This is a genomic window from Rahnella sp. RFA10(1/100), assembly GCF_004195115.1.
In the GTDB taxonomy this organism is placed as follows: Bacteria; Pseudomonadota; Gammaproteobacteria; order Enterobacterales; family Enterobacteriaceae; genus Rahnella; species Rahnella perminowiae.
In genome coordinates this window covers 222654-240244 of the sequence record NZ_SEWR01000005.1, presented here as the reverse complement: position 1 = coordinate 240244, position 17591 = coordinate 222654, and the positions used below count along the sequence as shown (strand labels likewise).

Below are 17591 nucleotides of genomic sequence, written 5' to 3'. Positions count from 1 at the left end.
GCGAAAGTTTGGTGCGGAAAATATCTTGTTTAATCAGTTTCTGAAAATTAGCTGAATGTATAAGATGATGTACGCATTTTTTAGAATGAGAAAATTTGCCCGTATCCCAACAACTCCACTCGGGTTTATCATCTGAATGAGTTTTTAACGACACCTCCCTCTTTCTGCGCTATGTTTTTCTCCTTTGTTCTCTTTCTTTCAGGAGTTTGCTATGAGCCAGCCTTCGCTAATTTTGTATTCCGACGCCAATTTTTTCAGTCCTTACGTGATGTCGGCTTTTGTCGCGTTAACCGAAAAAGGCATTCCCTTTGAACTGGAAAAGGTGGATCTGGCTAATGCAGAAAACCTGAAAGAAAATTATTCGGCGATTTCCATCACCCGCCGCGTACCGACATTAACCAACGGCGCTTTTGTCTTATCCGAATCTTCTGCGATTGATGAATATGTCGAAGAGTTATTCCCGGCGCCGACGTTCCCGGCGATTTACCCGGCTGACCCTGAAAACCGCGCCAAGGCCCGTGAAGTACAGGCATGGCTGCGCAGTGATCTGATGCCCATTCGCGAAGAGCGCTCAACTGAAGTGGTGTTTGCCGGTGCGAAACGTCCGGCGCTCAGTACAAACGGACAGCAGGCGGCTGAAAAACTGTATGCCGCCGCCGCGTTTTTGTTGGGCGACAAAGAACATTTATTTGGCGAATGGTGTATTGCGGACGTGGATCTGGCGCTGATGATTAACCGTCTGCATCTGAACGGTGATCCGGTACCGGAAAAACTGGCCGCGTATGCAGATGCGCAATGGCAGCGGCCATCGGTTAAGGAATGGCTGGCGCTTTCAGCTTAACGTTTTTGTCAGAAAGAACCGCGTATGCGTTGAGGGCGCATCGTCCGGCGCACGGGAGTCAGGGATATAATCCTCCAGCGCCATTTGCATGCTATAGCCCATACGTTCATAGAAAGGCCGCGCCTGAAAACTGAACGTATCAACCAGCGAGTAACGGCAACCCCGTGCTTTGGCTTCTTCTTCTGCTTCTGTAATCAGCTGCGTGCCGACATCTTTGCCGCGCAGCGATTCATCGACCCATAGCATTTTTATGTACATCCAGTAACCGACGGTTTCCGCTACGATACCCGCCAGCTTCTTTCCATTTTCATCTTCCACAAAAATACCCAACTCGCGGAATGTCGGTTTCGGGATAAAGTTTCTGTTGAAATCCCGCAGTGCCGTTTTGATCTCCTCGAGATCGCTTTCGGTCGGGGCATGGCTGAGACGGGTCTTCATGACATTTTTCCTTTTATTGTTAACGTTTTGTCGTAGCGAGGCGAACTGCAAAAGCGATAAATACGGTGCCGGTAAGGCGATCCAGCGTTCTGACCACTGCCGGACGGCGCAACCAGCGCGACAGCGGGCGGGTGGCCGAAATCATCGTGACTGACCATAACGTCCCGATCACCGCATGCATGGCGGCGAGGCCGAAAATATATGGCCCGACAGGATAGCCGGTGGCGACGAACTGCGGCAGGAAGGAGACATAAAACACGCCGACTTTCGGGTTAAGCACATTGCCAAAAAGACCTTTAACGAACGGCGAGTTTCCGATACGCAAGGCTTTGTGGCGGCTTTCCGGCGCATCCATGTTCATTTCGCTGCGGGGTTTGAACAACATCTGCAGTCCCAGCCAGGCCAGATACGCGGCACCGATCCATTTCAAAACATTGAAGGCGATTTCAGAAGCAGCCAGCACGGCACCGAGACCGAGTGCCACCATTGCGCCCCAGACCAGACATCCTGTGCTGATGCCAAAAGCGGTAAACAGCGCTTTTTTACTGCCCTGACTGGCAGCAGTGCGCAACACCAGTGCGGTATCGAGACCGGGCGTAAGCGTTAAAATACCGGCGGCAAGCGCGTAAGAAAGCAGGGATTCGGTGAGGGTCATGGCTTTTCCTGATGAGCGAAAAACCCAGAATAGTGAAACGTGCGGCACAGATGCAATCACGAATTTAAATGAAATTCGGCATAAAAATACGGGCAAATAAAAAAGCCTGTGGAAGTCGGGCTTCCACAGGCTTTTCAGCGGGTTTTATGCAGGAGATTATTTATAGATTTCAGCGTCAGCGTGCAGTTTGTTGTTACCGGTCACGGAGATGATGCGGTAAGAAGAGGCACCGGCTTCCTGTGCTTGTTGAGAAAGTTTCGCTTCCAGGCCACTGATAGAGGTGGAGTTGGCGGCGGAAATTACACCGATTTTCTGCATGTCATTTGTTGGCTGATTAATCTGCTGAGCCGCGAAGCTGCCGAAAGAGATCAGGGAAAGGGTGGCAGCTACAGCAAAAATTTTGATGTTTTTCATGATGATTTATCCATTCAGGTTATGAGAGTGAAAGGTGGTTGCCTTTCGATGAATGTATAATAGGCGTGATCTTCAGGGATGAAAAACGGATTGATTTGAGTATCTCGTTCAAAAAATTTGGCCTACTTTTTACGCAATTTTACGTCCCCGTGCAGGCAACTGACGAAACCGCATTCGTGCTGACACTGTCTGAAAGTGCCTTAGATTTCTCTGCATTTCTTCCCTTCCTGCTGATTTTGGGCGGTTTTGTAGAATGGTGCTAGACTTTATCTGTAGTTCAAGAAGGAGGGCATGCGTGTAAAACACGCGTTCTGCTCGCAGGGCCTGAATCGTTCTGCTCTTGTTTGGCTAACTTGGCTGAACAATATTCACGGTAACGGAAATTTATTCGGAGGAGTCGAAAAATGGGAATTTTATCCTGGATTATCTTTGGTCTGATCGCAGGTATTCTGGCGAAGTGGATCATGCCAGGCAGAGATGGCGGCGGATTCATTCTGACTGTCGTTCTGGGTGTTGTCGGTGCTGTTGTAGGGGGTTATATCAGTACCTTCTTCGGCTTTGGTCGCGTGGACGGATTCAACTTCGGCAGCTTCGTTGTCGCGGTGATTGGTGCAATCGTTGTGCTGTTTATCTACCGTAAAGTCAGAAGTTAAAGATTTACTCTGATGCTGAAATGTTAAAAGCCGCGCAAGTCGCGGCTTTTTTTGTCTGTTAATCCTGAAGCATAACCTGATAACTGGCTTCAGGCTCATGCAATCTCATGGAAAGAGTATCGGCAGGCGATCGGCTCTTATGCATGATTACCATAAATACGAGCCCGGCAGGAGTGGTTAAAAAGTACGTCACATGGTGCTGATGGAGAAACCGGAAGAGATCTACGGGTTTGCCGTTCCGATTGATTTACACAGGTTCCCGCTGGACTCTCAAAAGAACATCACCAAATTGAGTTTTGACTTCATTAGCGCTTAGTGACTTCATGTTGACTTCCTTCGAATGATTCGTTCGATTCATTCGAAATATTGTACGGCTGTTAATCCTAAACAGCCTAAGGTTTCATCAGTGAAGTTTCACTCCACCGGCGACGTCGGCAGCCGCACGATGTCCTGATTTTCATTGCCCATCCAGTAGACGCCTTCTTTCGCCCAGAACGGGCCTTCGATAAAGTCGAGAAGGTCGGAATACTCTTCGTAAAACTGCTTACCGTCACGGTTATATACGCGCATGTAGCCGGAGTAATGACCGCCATCGCCCGGCATGGTCATGCGCGGGATAAATTCAAAGGTTTTATACTCGCGCACCACGTACTGTTTATTCGGGCTCCACTGCTCCGAAACCAGCTTCCCCTGTTTCCACCACTGATGGCACCCGGCGATAACCGCCACCAGCACCGCCAGCATGATCCAGCGCTTACGCTGACGCATCAGGGCTTCCTGACTTTTGATTTTCATACTCTTATTCTTTTCAGTGCGGACTTAAAAAGGGTCTAAATGTGGCGGAAAAATGTCGGCTTGTCTTCTAAAAAGTCAGTGCGACTAAATTGCCACCAGCCCCCGAACTCCTTCCGCCTCCATTTCTGCCCCGCGACCGCGTTTCACAATGCTGCCGCGCGACATCACCAGATAGCTGTCGGCCAGAGCGGCAGCGAAATCATAGAATTGTTCAACCAGCAGGATCGCCATGTCGCCCCGGGCGGCGAGCTGTTTGATCACTGCGCCGATTTCCTTGATCACCGATGGCTGAATGCCTTCTGTCGGTTCGTCGAGGATCAGCAGGCCCGGCTTACAGGCCAGCGCGCGGCCGATTGCCAGTTGCTGCTGCTGGCCGCCGGACAAATCACCGCCACGGCGATGTTTCATTTCCAGCAGGATCGGGAACAGGTGATAGATTTCATCCGGCACCTGCTTTGCCGCACTGCCGGAGAAACGCGATAATCCCATCAGCAGATTTTCTTCCACCGTCAGGCGCGGAAAAATTTCGCGTCCCTGCGGGACGTAAGCGATCCCCGCCTGCACGCGCTGGTGCGGTTTGCGGTTATTGATCACCTGATCCTGCCAGCTGATGGTGCCGGACTTCGCCGGAATCAGTCCCATCAGGCACTTGAGCAGTGTAGTTTTCCCGACACCATTACGCCCGAGCAGGCAGGTGACCTCACCGATTTTTGCCTCGAAAGACAGGCCGCGCAAAATGTGGCTGCCGCCGTAAAACTGATTCAGTTCATTTACCTGCAACATAATGCGATTCCTCAGCGTCCTAAATACACGTCGATGACCTGCTCGTTGGCCTGCACTTCACGCAGCGAGCCTTCAGCCAGTACCTGGCCCTGATGCAGCACGGTGACGTGGTCAGCGATGGTTTCCACAAACCCCATATCGTGCTCGACTACCATCAGCGAATGTCTGCCCGCCAGTTGTTTGAACAACTCGGCGGTGTATTCGGTTTCGGCATCAGTCATGCCTGCCGCCGGCTCGTCGAGCAGCAACAGATGCGGCTCCTGTACCAGCAGCATGCCGATTTCCAGAAACTGTTTCTGGCCATGCGAAAGCAGGCCTGCTGGCCGGTGGCGTTCCGCTGCCAGGCGCAGCGTACCAAGCATTTCATCAATGCGGTCACGCTGTTCGCTGTTCATTTTGGCACGCAGACAGGCCCATACCGATTTATGGGTTTTCTGCGCGATTTCCAGATTTTCGAATACGGTCAGTGCTTCAAATACGGTCGGTTTCTGGAATTTCCGCCCGATGCCGGACTGCGCAATCTGCACCGGATCCAGCTTCGTCAGATCGGTACGCTGATCGTAAAAAACGCGGCCGCTTTGCGGTTTGGTTTTGCCGGTGATGACATCCATCAGCGTGGTTTTTCCCGCGCCGTTCGGGCCGATTACACAGCGTAATTCACCGACGCCGATGTTCAGCGACAAATTGGTCAGCGCCTTAAATCCGTCAAAACTGACGTTGATGTTTTCCAGTTGCAAAATCGGGTCAGTTTGTTCGCGATGTCGGTCCGCCAGCTGCGGCCGGGTAAACAGGTCTTCGGTCATGTTGAGCGGATCCATCAGGATTTCCTCTTGCGCAGCAGGCCAATCACACCTTGCGGCAGGAACAGCGTCACCAGAATAAACATGCCACCGAGCACAAATTGCCAGTATTCGGGAATGGCGACGGTGAACCAGCTTTTCGCGCCGTTGACGATGCCTGCGCCAATAATCGGGCCGATCAGCGTGCCGCGTCCGCCGAGGGCCACCCAGATAGCCGCTTCGATGGAGTTGGTCGGCGACATTTCACCCGGGTTGATAATTCCGACCTGCGGCACATACAGCGCACCCGCCAGGCCGCATAGCATGGCGGAAATTGTCCAGACGAACAGCTTGAAGCCTTTCGGATCGTAGCCGCAGAAAATCAACCGGTTTTCTGCGTCGCGCACCGCCGTCAGCACGCGGCCATATTTACTGCGCGCCAGCGCAAAGCCGAGCGCCAGACTGGCGACCAGCACCATAACCGTGGCTAAAAATAATCCCACGCGGGTACCGGTAGCGGTAACCGGAAAGCCGAGCAGGGTGGTGAAACCGGTGAAACCGTTATTGCCGCCGAAGCCGGTTTCATTGCGGAAAAACAGCAACATACCGGCGTAAGTCAGCGCCTGCGTCATGATCGAAAAATAGACACCTTTGATTTTTGAGCGGAAGGCGAAATAACCGAAAACAAACGCCAGCGCGCCGGGCACCAGTACGATCAGACACAACGCCCACGCAAAATGCTGGGTACCCGCCCAGAACCACGGCAGCTCCGTCCACGACAGAAACGACATAAAATCCGGCAGTCCGCTGCCTGCGGCCTGCCGCATTAAATACATGCCCATCGCATAACCGCCAAGGGCGAAAAATAACCCGTGGCCGAGCGACAGCAAACCGGCGTAACCCCAGACCAGATCGAGCGCGATCGCCACGATCGCGTAGCAGAGGATCTTGCCGATCAATGTCAGCGTATAGGTGGAGATCGCCAGCGGATTACTGGCGGGCAACAGCGCCAGAAACGGCATCACAATCAGACCGATAAGCACCAGCGTGCCCACCGAAATCGCAATCTTTGGCGCTTTTTGTACGCCGGTAATCGTCAGAGGCTGGCTCATCAGTCAATCACCCTGCCTTTGAAGGCGAAGAGTCCCTGAGGACGTTTCTGAATAAACAGGATAATCAGCGCGAGGATCAGGATTTTCCCCAATACCGCGCCGATCTCCGGCTCAAGAATTTTGTTCACGATGCCCAGCCCAAAAGCCGCCACCACGGTACCGGCCAGTTGTCCGACACCGCCAAGCACCACGACTAAGAAGGAGTCGATGATATAGCCCTGGCCGAGTTCCGGGCCGACATTGCTGAGCTGCGATAATGCCACGCCGCCTAAACCGGCAATGCCGGAACCAAGACCGAACGCCAGCATATCGACGCGTCCGGTCGGTACGCCGCAGCAGGCCGCCATGGCGCGGTTTTGCGTCACGGCACGTACGTTCATGCCCAGCCGGGTTTTATTGAGCAGCAACCAGGTCAGGCCGAGCACCAGCAATACGAAGATGATTACCGCGATGCGGTTGTACGGCAGCACCAGATTTGGCAGCAACTGAATGCCGCCGGAGAGCCAGCCGGGGTTCGCCACTTCGACGTTTTGCGCGCCAAACAGCATGCGCACGCCCTGGATGAGGATCAGGCTGATGCCCCAGGTTGCCAGCAAGGTTTCCAGAGGGCGTCCGTATAAATGGCGGATGACGGTGCGCTCCAGCGCCATGCCAATCCCGGCGGTAATGAAAAAGGCTACCGGCAGCGCGACCAGCGGATACAGCGCCAGCAGACCCGGCGCGTAGTGCTGAAACAGCGACTGCACCATATAGGTCGAATAGGAGCCGATCATTAACATTTCGCCGTGCGCCATGTTAATCACGCCCAGCAAACCGTAAGTGATCGCCAGACCGAGGGCAGCCAGCAGCAGAATCGAGCCGAGCGACAAACCGGTAAACGCCTGCCCGAGCAAATCGCCAATCATCAGGCGATGCTGCACCGCTTTCAGGCTGGCGAGCGCGGCGTTGCGCACCGTAGCGTCAGGCTCGGTTTTCGGATCCGTCAGGCTTTGCAGACGGCCTTGCGTGTCCGGATCGCCCGACGTGCCGAGCAGTTCAACGGCCTTCAGGCGCACCTGCGGACGGGTATCGGCCAGCTGTAAATTCGCCAGCGCGATGGAAAGGGCGTCGTGCACCGTGCTGTCCTTTTCCAGCTCAAGACGACGGGTCAGCAGCGGCAACTGATCGGCCTGCGCTTCGCGTTGCAGAGATTTGGCGGCCTGCAACCGGACGGCGCTGTCTGTGCTCACCAGACGGTGTGCGGAAAGCGCATTGGCAATCAGGATACGCAGACGGTTATTCAGCCAGACTTTTTTGACTTCGCCCTGCGGCTTCACGTCACCTTCCAGCGGTGCCAGCTGCTCACCCTTTTGCACAAACGCATGTTTCGCTTCGTCGGTAACGACGTTTTCCTGTTTCAGTGCTTCGAGCAGGGGCAGTCTTTCCGGCTGCGGATCAGCCGCCCATTGCTGTAATAACGTGGCCTGCTGGCTGCGGCTGGCGGCAGCAAAGTCATTCGCCGCCCCCGCCACGGCCAGAAGCGGAAGGCAACCAAGCAGGAAAACCAGTGGCCTGAAGTGAGATAAAAAATGCGTCATGATGTTTTCCTGTTGCCCGGAGTTCGTTGCTAAACCCTCTCCCCAGTCCCCCCCTTCGCAGGGGGAGGAGTGAAAAGCGCCGATCTGCTCCCTCCCCTGCGAAGGGGAGGGTTGGGGTATTAATGGCGACTCATGAATGATCAGTGAGTCGTTTTTACCGGAGTATCTGGCTTTTTATCGTTACCCGCGATGTACGGGCTCCACGGCTGGGCGCGGATAGGTTTGTCGGTCTGCCAGACCACATTGAACTGACCGTTGGATTCGATTTCGCCGATCATCACCGGTTTGTGCAGGTGATGGTTGGTTTTATCCATGGTCAGCGTGAAGCCGGATGGTGCGGCGAAGGTCTGCCCGGCCATGGCGGCGCGGACTTTATCCACGTCCGTCGTACCGGCTTTTTCCACCGCCTGTGCCCACATATGGATACCGACATAAGTCGCTTCCATCGGGTCGTTGGTGACCGCATTATCGGCGTTTGGCAGTTTGTGGGCTTTAGCGTAGGCCTTCCATTCGGCCACGAATTTCTTGTTGGTCGGGTTATCGACGGACTCGAAGTAGTTCCACGCCGCGAGATCGCCCACCAGCGGTTTGGTGTCGATCCCACGCAGTTCTTCTTCACCCACAGAGAACGCCACTACCGGCACATCGGTCGCTTTCACACCCTGATTTGCCAGTTCTTTGTAGAACGGCACGTTGGAATCACCGTTGATAGTGGAAATCACGGCAGTTTTTCCGCCTGCGGAGAATTTCTTAATGTTGGAGACGATAGTCTGATAATCGCTGTAACCGAACGGCGTATAGACTTCTTCGATATCGCTGTCTTTCACGCCTTTGGAATGCAGGAAGGCGCGCAGAATTTTGTTAGTAGTTCGCGGATACACATAATCGGTGCCGAGCAGGAAGAAGCGTTTGGCCGCACCGCCGTCTTCACTCATCAGATATTCCACCGCCGGGATCGCCTGCTGGTTAGGCGCTGCACCGGTGTAGAACACGTTTGGCGACATTTCTTCGCCTTCGTATTGCACCGGATAGAACAGCAGGCCGTTCAGTTCTTCAAACACCGGCAGCACGGATTTACGCGACACCGAGGTCCAGCAGCCAAACACTACCGCGACTTTATCCTGCGTCAGCAACTGGCGGGCTTTTTCGGCGAACAGTGGCCAGTTGGAAGCCGGATCGACGACCACCGGTTCCAGTTTTTTGCCCAGCACGCCGCCTTTGGCGTTGATGTCGTCAATGGTCATCAGCGCCACGTCTTTCAGCGGAGTTTCTGAAATGGCCATGGTGCCGGAAAGCGAATGCATGATACCGACTTTGATGGTGTCGGCAGCCTGCGCGCTCCAGGCCAGGCCCATGCTGACTACGGTGGCGGAAAGAGCAAAGGCTTTAATAAAACGTCGACGTTGCATAGATGAATCCTCTGTAAAATGCTGTGATTTAAATACGTTAAGAGAACGCGGGTATGATGAAAGTCGAAACAACATTTAAAAAAGTCATGACGGGTTGCCCTCGTCACTCTCCGCCCGCGCCCGGTGCAACATATGCAAAGTAATTTTTCGCACCTCGGCTTTACTGACGGCAATGTGGTCGTGTAACTGGCGTTGTGCCTCCCCGGTTTGTTGTTGAATGATGGCGAGCAAAATGCCCGCATGCTCTTTATAGGTGGCGTTAACCCGCTCACCTTTGGTGAAATCCAGACGCCGGATGATGCGGATTTTCTCCGTCAGCTCGCGGTGGATTCGCGCCATTTCGGCGTTACCGGCTGCAGCCACCAGCGTCATGTGAAACGCTTCGTCATAACGCGATACCACCTGACCATCTGCCAGCTGAGGCTGATCAACCCAGAACGCTTTCAGTTCGGCCAGCTGCAAGGGCTGGGCGGCAGGCGGCAATGCGCACAGCCGTTTTACCGCTTCCAGTTCAAGCACAATGCGCAAGTCATAAAGCTGCTCGAAAAAGTCGAAATCGAACGGGCGCACCTGCCAGCCGCTGCGGAAAAACACTTCGACGTAGCCTTCGTGCTCCAGCCAGAACAGCGCCTGACGTACCGGTGTGCGGCTGACGTCCATCCGGTCGGCAATGTCGTTTTCACTGAACCGGTCACCCGGCAGCAGGCGAAAACTGAAAATGTCGTCTTTCAGTTGCTGATAAATGCGTTCCGCCAGCCCTTCCGGACGGCTTTTACTGCGTGAAGATTTCGGGCCAGTCAGTTGCATAAAATATTCCCTTAGGTTTTTAAAACAGTGTTGAACGGCTTCAGACGGCGGTGTCCAGCCACAACAATGCATCACCTGGCCCGACCGGACGGCCTTGCTGGCAACTGATTTTCAGGACAGTGCCGGCGCAGGGTGCGTTCACTGACAGCTCCATTTTCATGGCCTCCACCACGATCAGCGGCTGGCCTTCTTCGACCTGCTGCCCCGGCTGCACCAGAATTTTCCAGACATTGCCGTTGAGGTCGGCGCTGACCAAATGCCCGTCCTGATCTGCATCGTCTTCCACTAACTGCACGGCGTTGGCAGCCGCTTCCACGGCGGCGCTTTCCGCTTCGTGCCAGTGCGCCACTTCGCGGGTAAAAGCTTCAGTTTGCCGGGTGCGAAAATCAGCAATATCGGCGGCGTTATCCGCAAGGAATTGCGTATATCGCGCAAAATCGAACTCCGTCTCTTCGATACGGATTTGTGCGCGCCCTTCACGGAAAGCTTCGCGCTGAACTTCCAGTTCGGCTTCAGTAACTTCGTAGAACCGCACCTGGTCGAAGAAGTGCAGCAGCCACGGCTCACCATTCCTGAACTGCTCATTTTTCAGGAACTTATTCCAGATCGGCAGCGTGCGGCCGACCAGCTGATAGCCGCCCGGCGAATCCATGCCATAAATGCACATGTACATGCCGCCGATGCCGACCGTGCCTTCGGCGGTGAAGGTCCGCGCCGGGTTGTATTTGGAACTGAGCAGGCGATGGCGCGGATCGACCGGCACCGCGCACGGTGCGCCGAGATAGACATCACCCAGGCCGAGGATCAGATAGCTGGCGTCGAAAATGATGTTTTTCACCTCTTCACGGCTCGCCAGCCCGTTGGTGCGCTGGATGAAATCAACGTTATTGGGCAGCCACGGCGCTTCGGCCCGCACGGTTTGCTGATAGCGTTCGACCGCGCCAAGCGTCGCTGAATCTTCAAACGCCATCGGCATATGCACGATGCGGGTCGGGATTTTCAGCTGACTGACATCGGCCAGATGGTGTTCCAGCGTCAGTAAATGTTGCAGCAGCGCGGTCTGATGCAGCACGCGGCTGTCGTAGCGGATTTGCAGCGAGCGCACGCCCGGCGACAGTTCTTCTATACCTTGCTGACCGGCGGCCCTGATGGCGTTCATCAGCAGATAAATGCGCATGCGCACCGCCAGATCCAGCACGTTATCGCCGTACTCAATCAGCACGTAGCCGTCACCCGCCTGACGGTATTCCACCGACGGGCGTTCCGCCGTCGCCGGTAAAGCCGCAAGAACCGTGGCGGAAGCGGTGTTGTCCGGCAGCAGGGACGGCACGGGCAGCGCTACCGCGTTGACCGGCATCAGTGAATCGAGCGTGGCTTGTTGTGCCTGTTCCAGCGCCTGCGCCTGCTCAAAACTGATCGGATGGAAACGGATTTTATCGCCCGGTTTTACCTGTCCGACTTTCCACAGTTCGGCTTTGGCGATGGTCACCGGGCAAACGAAACCGCCGAGGCTTGGCCCGTCGCGGGTCAGAATCACCGGAAAGTCGCCGGTAAAGTTGATCGCGCCAATGGCGTATTCACAGTCATGAACATTCGAGGGATGCAGACCGGCTTCGCCGCCGTCCTGTCGCGCCCATTGCGGTTTCGGACCGACCAGCCGCACACCGAGGCGGTTGGAGTTGTAATGCACCTGCCATTCGGCAGCAAAAAAGGCATCGATGGATTCTTTCGTGAAGAAATCCGGTGCGCCGTGTGGCCCGTAAAGCACCCCGATATTCCAGAGTTCACCGTAAGGCGGCACGATATTTTCCGCTGCTGCCTGCGGTAAACTGACCGGCGCAGGCGTAGTGCAGGCCGCGAGTGCCGGCTGCGAGACGGTCAGCATATCGGCGACGCGCAGCGTGCGGCCGGCGTGACCGCCAAACTGCCCGAGCGCAAAGGTTGAGCGGCTGCCGAGATACACCGGCACGTCGAAACCATTACGCACGGCAAGATAAGTGCGGCAACCCTGCGTGGCGCGGCCAAGCGTCAGCGTCTGACCGGCTTTCACCTCCACCGGCTGCCAGTAAGACACGGGTTCGCCGTCAAGCGTTGCCGGGCAACGTGCACCGGTCAGTGCGATAACGGTGTCGCAATGAAAACGCAACACCGGCCCCTGCAACGTGAATTCCAGGCCAGCGGCATCCGGATGATTTCCGACAATGCGGTTGGCGAGACGGAAGGCGAAATCATCCATCGGGCCGGAAGGCGGCACGCCGATATCCCAGTAACCGAGACGTCCCGGATAATCCTGCACGCTGCTGTAGGTGCCGGGGGCAATCACTTCGATGGCGTTTGGCGCGTAAGCAAAACTGTCGAGCATGCGTGTCCACATCTGACCTTCGCGGAATACCGGCGTGGCAACCACCTGTCGCAAATAATCGATATTGGTGGCGATACCGTGCAGGCGGGTGGCGGCCAGCGCGGCGGACATTTTCACCAGTGCATCCTGACGATCGGTGCCGTGAACAATCAGCTTGGCGATCATCGGGTCATAAAATGCTGACACTTCGCTGCCGGTAGAGACCCAGCCGTCGACACGCACATCGCCGGGGAAAAATACTTCAGTCAGCACGCCGGGACTTGGCTGGAAATTCTTCAGCGGATCTTCAGCGTAAATACGCACTTCCATGGACGCGCCCTGCGGGGCTTTTTCCATGGCAGACCAGTTCAGCGGGATACCGGCGGCAACATTCAGCATGCATTCGATCAAATCCAGACCGGTGACCATTTCGGTGACCGGATGTTCAACCTGTAAACGGGTATTCACTTCGAGAAAATAAAATTCGTCACGCGCGGCGTCATAGATAAATTCAACGGTACCGGCGCTGCGGTAACTGACCGATTCACCCAGCTGCACGGCGGCGCGATGTAACGCTTCGCGGCTGGCCTGCGGCAGATTCGGCGCAGGCGTTTCCTCCACGACTTTCTGATTGCGGCGCTGCAATGAACAGTCCCGTTCGCCGAGGGCCACCACGCGGCCTTTGCCGTCGCCAAAAATTTGCACTTCGACATGGCGGGCGCGATCGACAAAGCGTTCCAGAAACACACCGGCATCACGGAAAAACTGCTCGCCGAGACGTTTCACGCTGTCCCACGCGGCGCGTAATGCCTCTTCATCGTCGCAGCGCGTCAGGCCAATCCCCCCGCCGCCCGCGGTACTTTTCAGCATCACCGGATAGCCGATTTCAGCGGCAGCTTTCACCGCGTCATCAATGCTGTCGAGCAAACCGGTGCCCGGCGTCATCGGCACATTTGCGGCTCCGGCTAATTCGCGGGCGCGATGCTTGAGGCCAAACTCGCGGATTTGTCCGGCGGTCGGGCCGATAAAGGCAATCCCGGCGGCTTCGCAGGCATCGGCGAATTCTGCGCTTTCGGATAAAAAGCCGTATCCCGGATAAATTGCCTGCGCGCCGGTTTCTTTGGCGGCGGCCAGAATTTTGTCGATCATCAGGTAGCTATCACTGGCCTTTTCGCCGCCCAGCGCGATGGCGATATCCGCCTGTGTGACATGCGGTGCATTGCGGTCGGCATCGGAATAAACGGCCACGCTGGTAATGCCCAGACGTTTCAGCGTGCGGATCGCACGGCAGGCGATTTCGCCACGGTTAGCAATCAATACGATATTGAACATGTGCGTTCCTCAGCTTTTTACCGGTGATGAATTGAGGCTGTGGAGGTAACTTCTCCAGCCGCCAAACGCCGTGATATCCGTGGCTCCGCTGATCGCCCACGGTTCACAAATAAACCCTTTTACGATGCGGCCATCTGCCAGTTCGAGAGAGCCGATACCCAGCGGTGCCGGGATTTCAGCGACAAATTCACCAAAGCGCGCCAGCGGGATATCCCAGAGTTCGACGATGATGGTGCTGCCGCCTTCCGCCCGCACCAGCCCCGGTTTGGGCGGTGTGGTGTTGGCGAGGGCGTAGAGCTTGTAGGTAGCCGCGGTAGTGGTTTGTTCGACGCGCACCGCATGGCGGCTGGTGAGCTGGAAATTGAGTGGCATACCGGTCAGGTGAGCGCCGACTACGGCGACGCGCACGCAGGCAGCATTCACCGGCGTGGCAGTCATGAATTCTTCAGGTTTCATCGTAAACCCGGTCGCACCAAGCGGCAGGCTCAGGCTGCGCTGCCACTGACGGCCAAAATTCGCCAGCGCATCATCGTGCCAGGCGGGAGCGATAAGGGTGATACCGGCGGGCAGGCCGTCCGCACGCAGACCGGCAGGTAGCGCCAGCGCTGACAAATCCGCCAGATTGGTGAAGTTGGTGTAAATGCCGAACTGCGAGTTGTAGAGCACCGGCTCCTGTACCAACTCTTCCTGTGTGCGGATGGTTGGCGATGTCGGCACGACCAGCGCGTCAAATCCTTCCAGCGCCAGATGAATTTTGCGCGCCAGTTCCGCCCGTAAATACTCGGCGCGCCAGGCGTCACAGGCGGTATAGTTCACGCCATTAGTCACTATCCCGCGCACGACCGGATCCATCGCTTCCGGACTTTCCTCAAATATTTCGCCAACCGCCACGGTACGTTCTGCCACCCACGCACCGTAATACAACTGTTCAGCCAGTTCGCGGAACGGCGTGAAATCAATGGGTTCCAGTGTCACCCCATGGTGGCGCAGGTGATCGAGGGCCTGGTTAAATGCCGCTTCTGCCTGTGTATCGCCAAAGAATTCCAGACGATCGGGCACGGCAATGCGCGGCTGTGCCGGTAAGGCCACCGGCGCGGTATGTGGATTTTTACGGGAATAGGCATCGGCGGCATCATATCCGCCAGCGGCGTGGGCAACGATTTGGGCATCGGCGACGGTCAGGGCGAAAATCGAGACGGTATCATTCAGGCGACAGGCCGGCACCACACCGGTATTCGACAGCCAGCCTTTGGTCGGTTTCAGCCCGACAATATTATTAAAGCCAGCCGGAACGCGTCCGGAGCCGGCGGTGTCGGTACCCAGCGAAAATGCCACCAGACCGCGGGCCAGCACCGATGCAGAACCGGAACTGGAACCACCACTGACGTACTCCGGATTGAATGTATTACGTACGGCGCCATACGGTGAGCGGGTGCCCACCAGACCGGTGGCAAACTGATCCAGATTGGTTTTACCGATCACCACCGCGCCTTTGGCTTTCAGGTTGGCGATAACGGTGGCATCCGCATCTGCGGTATAAGCAAACGCCGGACAGGCTGCCGTGGTCGGCCAGCCAGCGATATCCATATTGTCTTTGACGGCGAACGGCACGCCAAACAACGGCAGGGCGCTCAGGGAACCTTCAGCCTGATCGCGCAGGGTTTCAAGACGGGTGATTTGTGCTTCAAGCTGCTCTGCCGTGGCGAGATAAATCCAGGCGGTGTCTGTTTCACTCAGGCTTGCCAAAACCAGGGAAAGCGTGGTGCGCAGGCTGTCCGGCGCGCTGCGATAATGTTGCTGCCATTCCCGTAAGGTAAAGCCGCGAAAGGGTGACGCAACGGTGTCTGAAACTGAGGCCATTTTCTGAATCCCATCTGGTATACAAGATTGAATTCATCTAAGCAAAGCCTGTGCCAAATCATTAGCTATTGATATTAATGGGTTTAGGGTTCGTTATATAACCGGGCTGTATATTTGTTGCACCATGGACGGAATGCAACTGAACAAAAATGGGGCGAAAATTTGCGCTTTGTGCAGCCACCGTTCCAGGTAATTGCATTATTATTTTCCCAATAATGCTCCTGAAGGACATATCTTTAAGAGGCTGTCTTTCTGCAAAACTTTTTTAGGAAACCCCTGCTTAATGCAACTTCGTCGTCTCTCTGAACGCCTGAAAAAACTGTTACTGGCACTGATTCTGGTGGTTATTACGCTTTTCGGGGTGCGTACTTATGATGCCTTACAGGGGCCGCCGCTTGAGCCATGGCATAAACTGGTGCCGGACGAGCTGAGCGCCGAACAGCTTGATAAAAGCGACTGGCCTGCCTATTTACGTGCCGAGCAACAGGCTTTTGTTGAAGTGAAGCAGCAGGTGACGGATAAGCTGGACAGCGGGGATCGTATCCCGCTCAACCGCTATTATGACCGCAGCCCGATTTATCCGGAACGTTTTGCACAGGACTGGAACCGTTCTTATGAACTGATGCCCGACGGTAAGCCGGTCGGCGCTGTGGTGTTGTTACACGGCCTGACGGATTCCCCTTACAGCCTGAGGCATATTGCGCAGGATTATCGCCGCCGTGGATTTGTGGCTGTCGGTATCCGTCTGCCCGGCCACGGCACCGTACCCGGCGGGCTGACGCGGGTGGACTGGGAGCAGTGGCTGGCGGCCACCCGGCTGGCGGTGCGTGAGGCGCGTCGCGCAGCTGGCACAGATGTGCCACTGCAACTGGTGGGTTTTTCAAACGGGGGAGCGCTGGCGATGAAATACACGCTGGATGCCCTTGATAACCCTGCACTGGCGAGGCCTACGCGCGTGGTGCTGATTTCCCCGATGATTGGTGTGACGAGTTTTGCGCGCTTTGCAGGCTATGCGGGCTGGCCGGCTATTTTCCCGGCCTTTGCCAAAACGGCCTGGCTGAACCTGATGCCGGAATTTAATCCTTTTAAATACAATTCCTTCCCTGTAAAAGCCGCCCGTCAGTCCTATCTGCTTACTCATGTTTTGCAGCAGCAGATCAGCAAGGATGCGCAAACTGGCAAGCTGGCGCAGTTACCGCCGTTGCTGGCGTTTCAGTCAGTTGTCGATTCCACCGTCAGTTCCCGTGCGGTGGTGACGGCGTTGTTTAATCAGCTTCCCGCCAACGGCAGCCAGCTGGTGCTGTTTGATATCAACCGCAGTGCTTATGTCGGCCCGCTGTTGCGTCCTTCCTCTGAAGCTGCAGCAGAGCGCCTGTTACCTGCGCCACCGCGCACGTATCAGACAACGGTTGTCACCAATGCCTCACCGGATGATGCCGCCGCTGTCGCAAAAACTACCGCGGCGGGGCAAGGTACTGCGACGGTCAGCCCGCTGGGGTTGAATTATCCTTCAGAGTTCTATTCGTTATCGCATGTCTCGCTGCCTTTCCCGACTGACGATTCGTTGTACGGGCGCAGTCCTCAAGGCCCGGCGCAATTTGGCATCAGGCTGGGAACACTGGCGGCCCGCGGGGAAAATGGCGCACTGGTGGTGAGTATGGATCAACTGATGCGGGTTTCATCTAACCCGTTTTATCCGTACATGTTGCAGCGTATTGAAGGTTTTTGATGCAGGCAAAGCAGATGAACAATAAAATATGCTTGCGATAATATCGTGCACTATATATATTGGCGA

General features: G+C 55.6%; 15 protein-coding genes and 1 pseudogene. 3 read left to right on the top strand and 13 right to left on the bottom strand.

The genetic code is table 11. The annotated features are described in order from the left end of the window. Positions 1–211: 211 nt before the first annotated feature. Positions 212–841 carry a glutathione transferase gene (yfcF, locus tag ETV65_RS16710; RefSeq protein ID WP_129953984.1) on the top strand — a complete coding sequence of 210 codons (630 nt, stop codon included), beginning with the start codon at positions 212–214 and terminating at the stop codon, positions 839–841. On the opposite strand, the gene ETV65_RS16705 is transcribed toward yfcF, so the two are convergent. The 3 genes from ETV65_RS16705 to ETV65_RS16695 all read right to left on the bottom strand — a co-directional run bounded on the left by ETV65_RS16705 (position 833) and on the right by ETV65_RS16695 (position 2348). Beyond that, the gene (locus tag ETV65_RS16705) at positions 833–1279 is read right to left on the bottom strand and encodes a GNAT family N-acetyltransferase (protein ID WP_129953982.1); all 447 of its coding nucleotides are present in this window, start codon (positions 1277–1279) and stop codon (positions 833–835) included. The two genes, yfcF and ETV65_RS16705, sit on opposite strands and share 9 nt — an antisense overlap. A gap of 19 nt (positions 1280–1298) precedes the next feature. Continuing rightward, entirely contained in the window at positions 1299–1934 is a 636-nt protein-coding gene (locus tag ETV65_RS16700; protein ID WP_129953980.1) for a LysE family translocator, read from the bottom strand. Between the two features lie 156 nt (positions 1935–2090). Then, positions 2091–2348 (bottom strand): YdgH/BhsA/McbA-like domain containing protein, encoded by a 258-nt coding sequence (locus tag ETV65_RS16695; protein ID WP_129953978.1) that lies wholly within the window; start codon positions 2346–2348, stop codon positions 2091–2093. Between the two features lie 404 nt (positions 2349–2752). On the opposite strand from ETV65_RS16695, the gene ETV65_RS16690 reads away from it, so the two are divergent. Next, positions 2753–3001, top strand: a complete 249-nt coding sequence (locus ETV65_RS16690; protein ID WP_129953977.1) for a GlsB/YeaQ/YmgE family stress response membrane protein — start codon at positions 2753–2755, stop codon at positions 2999–3001. Positions 3002–3251: 250 nt separating this feature from the next. Here ETV65_RS16690 and ETV65_RS25225 read toward each other — a convergent pair. From ETV65_RS25225 to atzF, 10 genes and pseudogenes are all read right to left on the bottom strand, one after another. Further along, a pseudogene (locus tag ETV65_RS25225) lies at positions 3252–3326 on the bottom strand (antitoxin); the annotation flags it as partial. Between the two features lie 89 nt (positions 3327–3415). Next, positions 3416–3796, bottom strand: a complete 381-nt coding sequence (locus tag ETV65_RS16680) for a hypothetical protein (RefSeq protein ID WP_129953975.1) — start codon at positions 3794–3796, stop codon at positions 3416–3418. A gap of 84 nt (positions 3797–3880) precedes the next feature. Then, on the bottom strand, positions 3881–4579 hold the full coding sequence (gene urtE / locus ETV65_RS16675; protein ID WP_129953974.1) for an urea ABC transporter ATP-binding subunit UrtE: 699 nt from the start codon (positions 4577–4579) through the stop codon (positions 3881–3883). A gap of 11 nt (positions 4580–4590) precedes the next feature. Continuing rightward, positions 4591–5397, bottom strand: a complete 807-nt coding sequence (urtD, locus tag ETV65_RS16670; protein WP_205951600.1) for an urea ABC transporter ATP-binding protein UrtD — start codon at positions 5395–5397, stop codon at positions 4591–4593. After that, complete coding sequence (gene urtC, locus ETV65_RS16665; RefSeq protein ID WP_129953972.1) at positions 5397–6470, bottom strand: urea ABC transporter permease subunit UrtC; 1074 nt, start codon at positions 6468–6470, stop codon at positions 5397–5399. Before urtC ends, urtD begins: the two co-directional genes overlap by 1 nt. Continuing rightward, positions 6470–8047: an urea ABC transporter permease subunit UrtB gene (gene urtB, locus ETV65_RS16660; RefSeq protein ID WP_129953970.1), complete on the bottom strand. Its 1578-nt coding sequence runs from the start codon at positions 8045–8047 to the stop codon at positions 6470–6472. Before urtB ends, urtC begins: the two co-directional genes overlap by 1 nt. A gap of 140 nt (positions 8048–8187) precedes the next feature. Beyond that, positions 8188–9456 carry an urea ABC transporter substrate-binding protein gene (urtA, locus tag ETV65_RS16655; protein WP_129953968.1) on the bottom strand — a complete coding sequence of 423 codons (1269 nt, stop codon included), beginning with the start codon at positions 9454–9456 and terminating at the stop codon, positions 8188–8190. 84 nt (positions 9457–9540) lie between these two features. Continuing rightward, complete coding sequence (locus tag ETV65_RS16650; protein WP_129953966.1) at positions 9541–10263, bottom strand: GntR family transcriptional regulator; 723 nt, start codon at positions 10261–10263, stop codon at positions 9541–9543. Between the two features lie 40 nt (positions 10264–10303). Next, positions 10304–13936, bottom strand: coding sequence for an urea carboxylase (gene uca / locus ETV65_RS16645; protein WP_129953964.1), 3633 nt, complete (start codon positions 13934–13936; stop codon positions 10304–10306). Positions 13937–13945: 9 nt separating this feature from the next. Then, positions 13946–15796: an allophanate hydrolase gene (gene atzF / locus ETV65_RS16640; RefSeq protein WP_129953963.1), complete on the bottom strand. Its 1851-nt coding sequence runs from the start codon at positions 15794–15796 to the stop codon at positions 13946–13948. A 283-nt stretch (positions 15797–16079) separates the two neighbouring features. Here atzF and ETV65_RS16635 point away from each other — a divergent pair, with 283 nt between their 5' ends. Further along, positions 16080–17525, top strand: coding sequence for an alpha/beta hydrolase (locus ETV65_RS16635; protein ID WP_129953961.1), 1446 nt, complete (start codon positions 16080–16082; stop codon positions 17523–17525). The last annotated feature ends 66 nt before the right edge of the window (positions 17526–17591 follow it).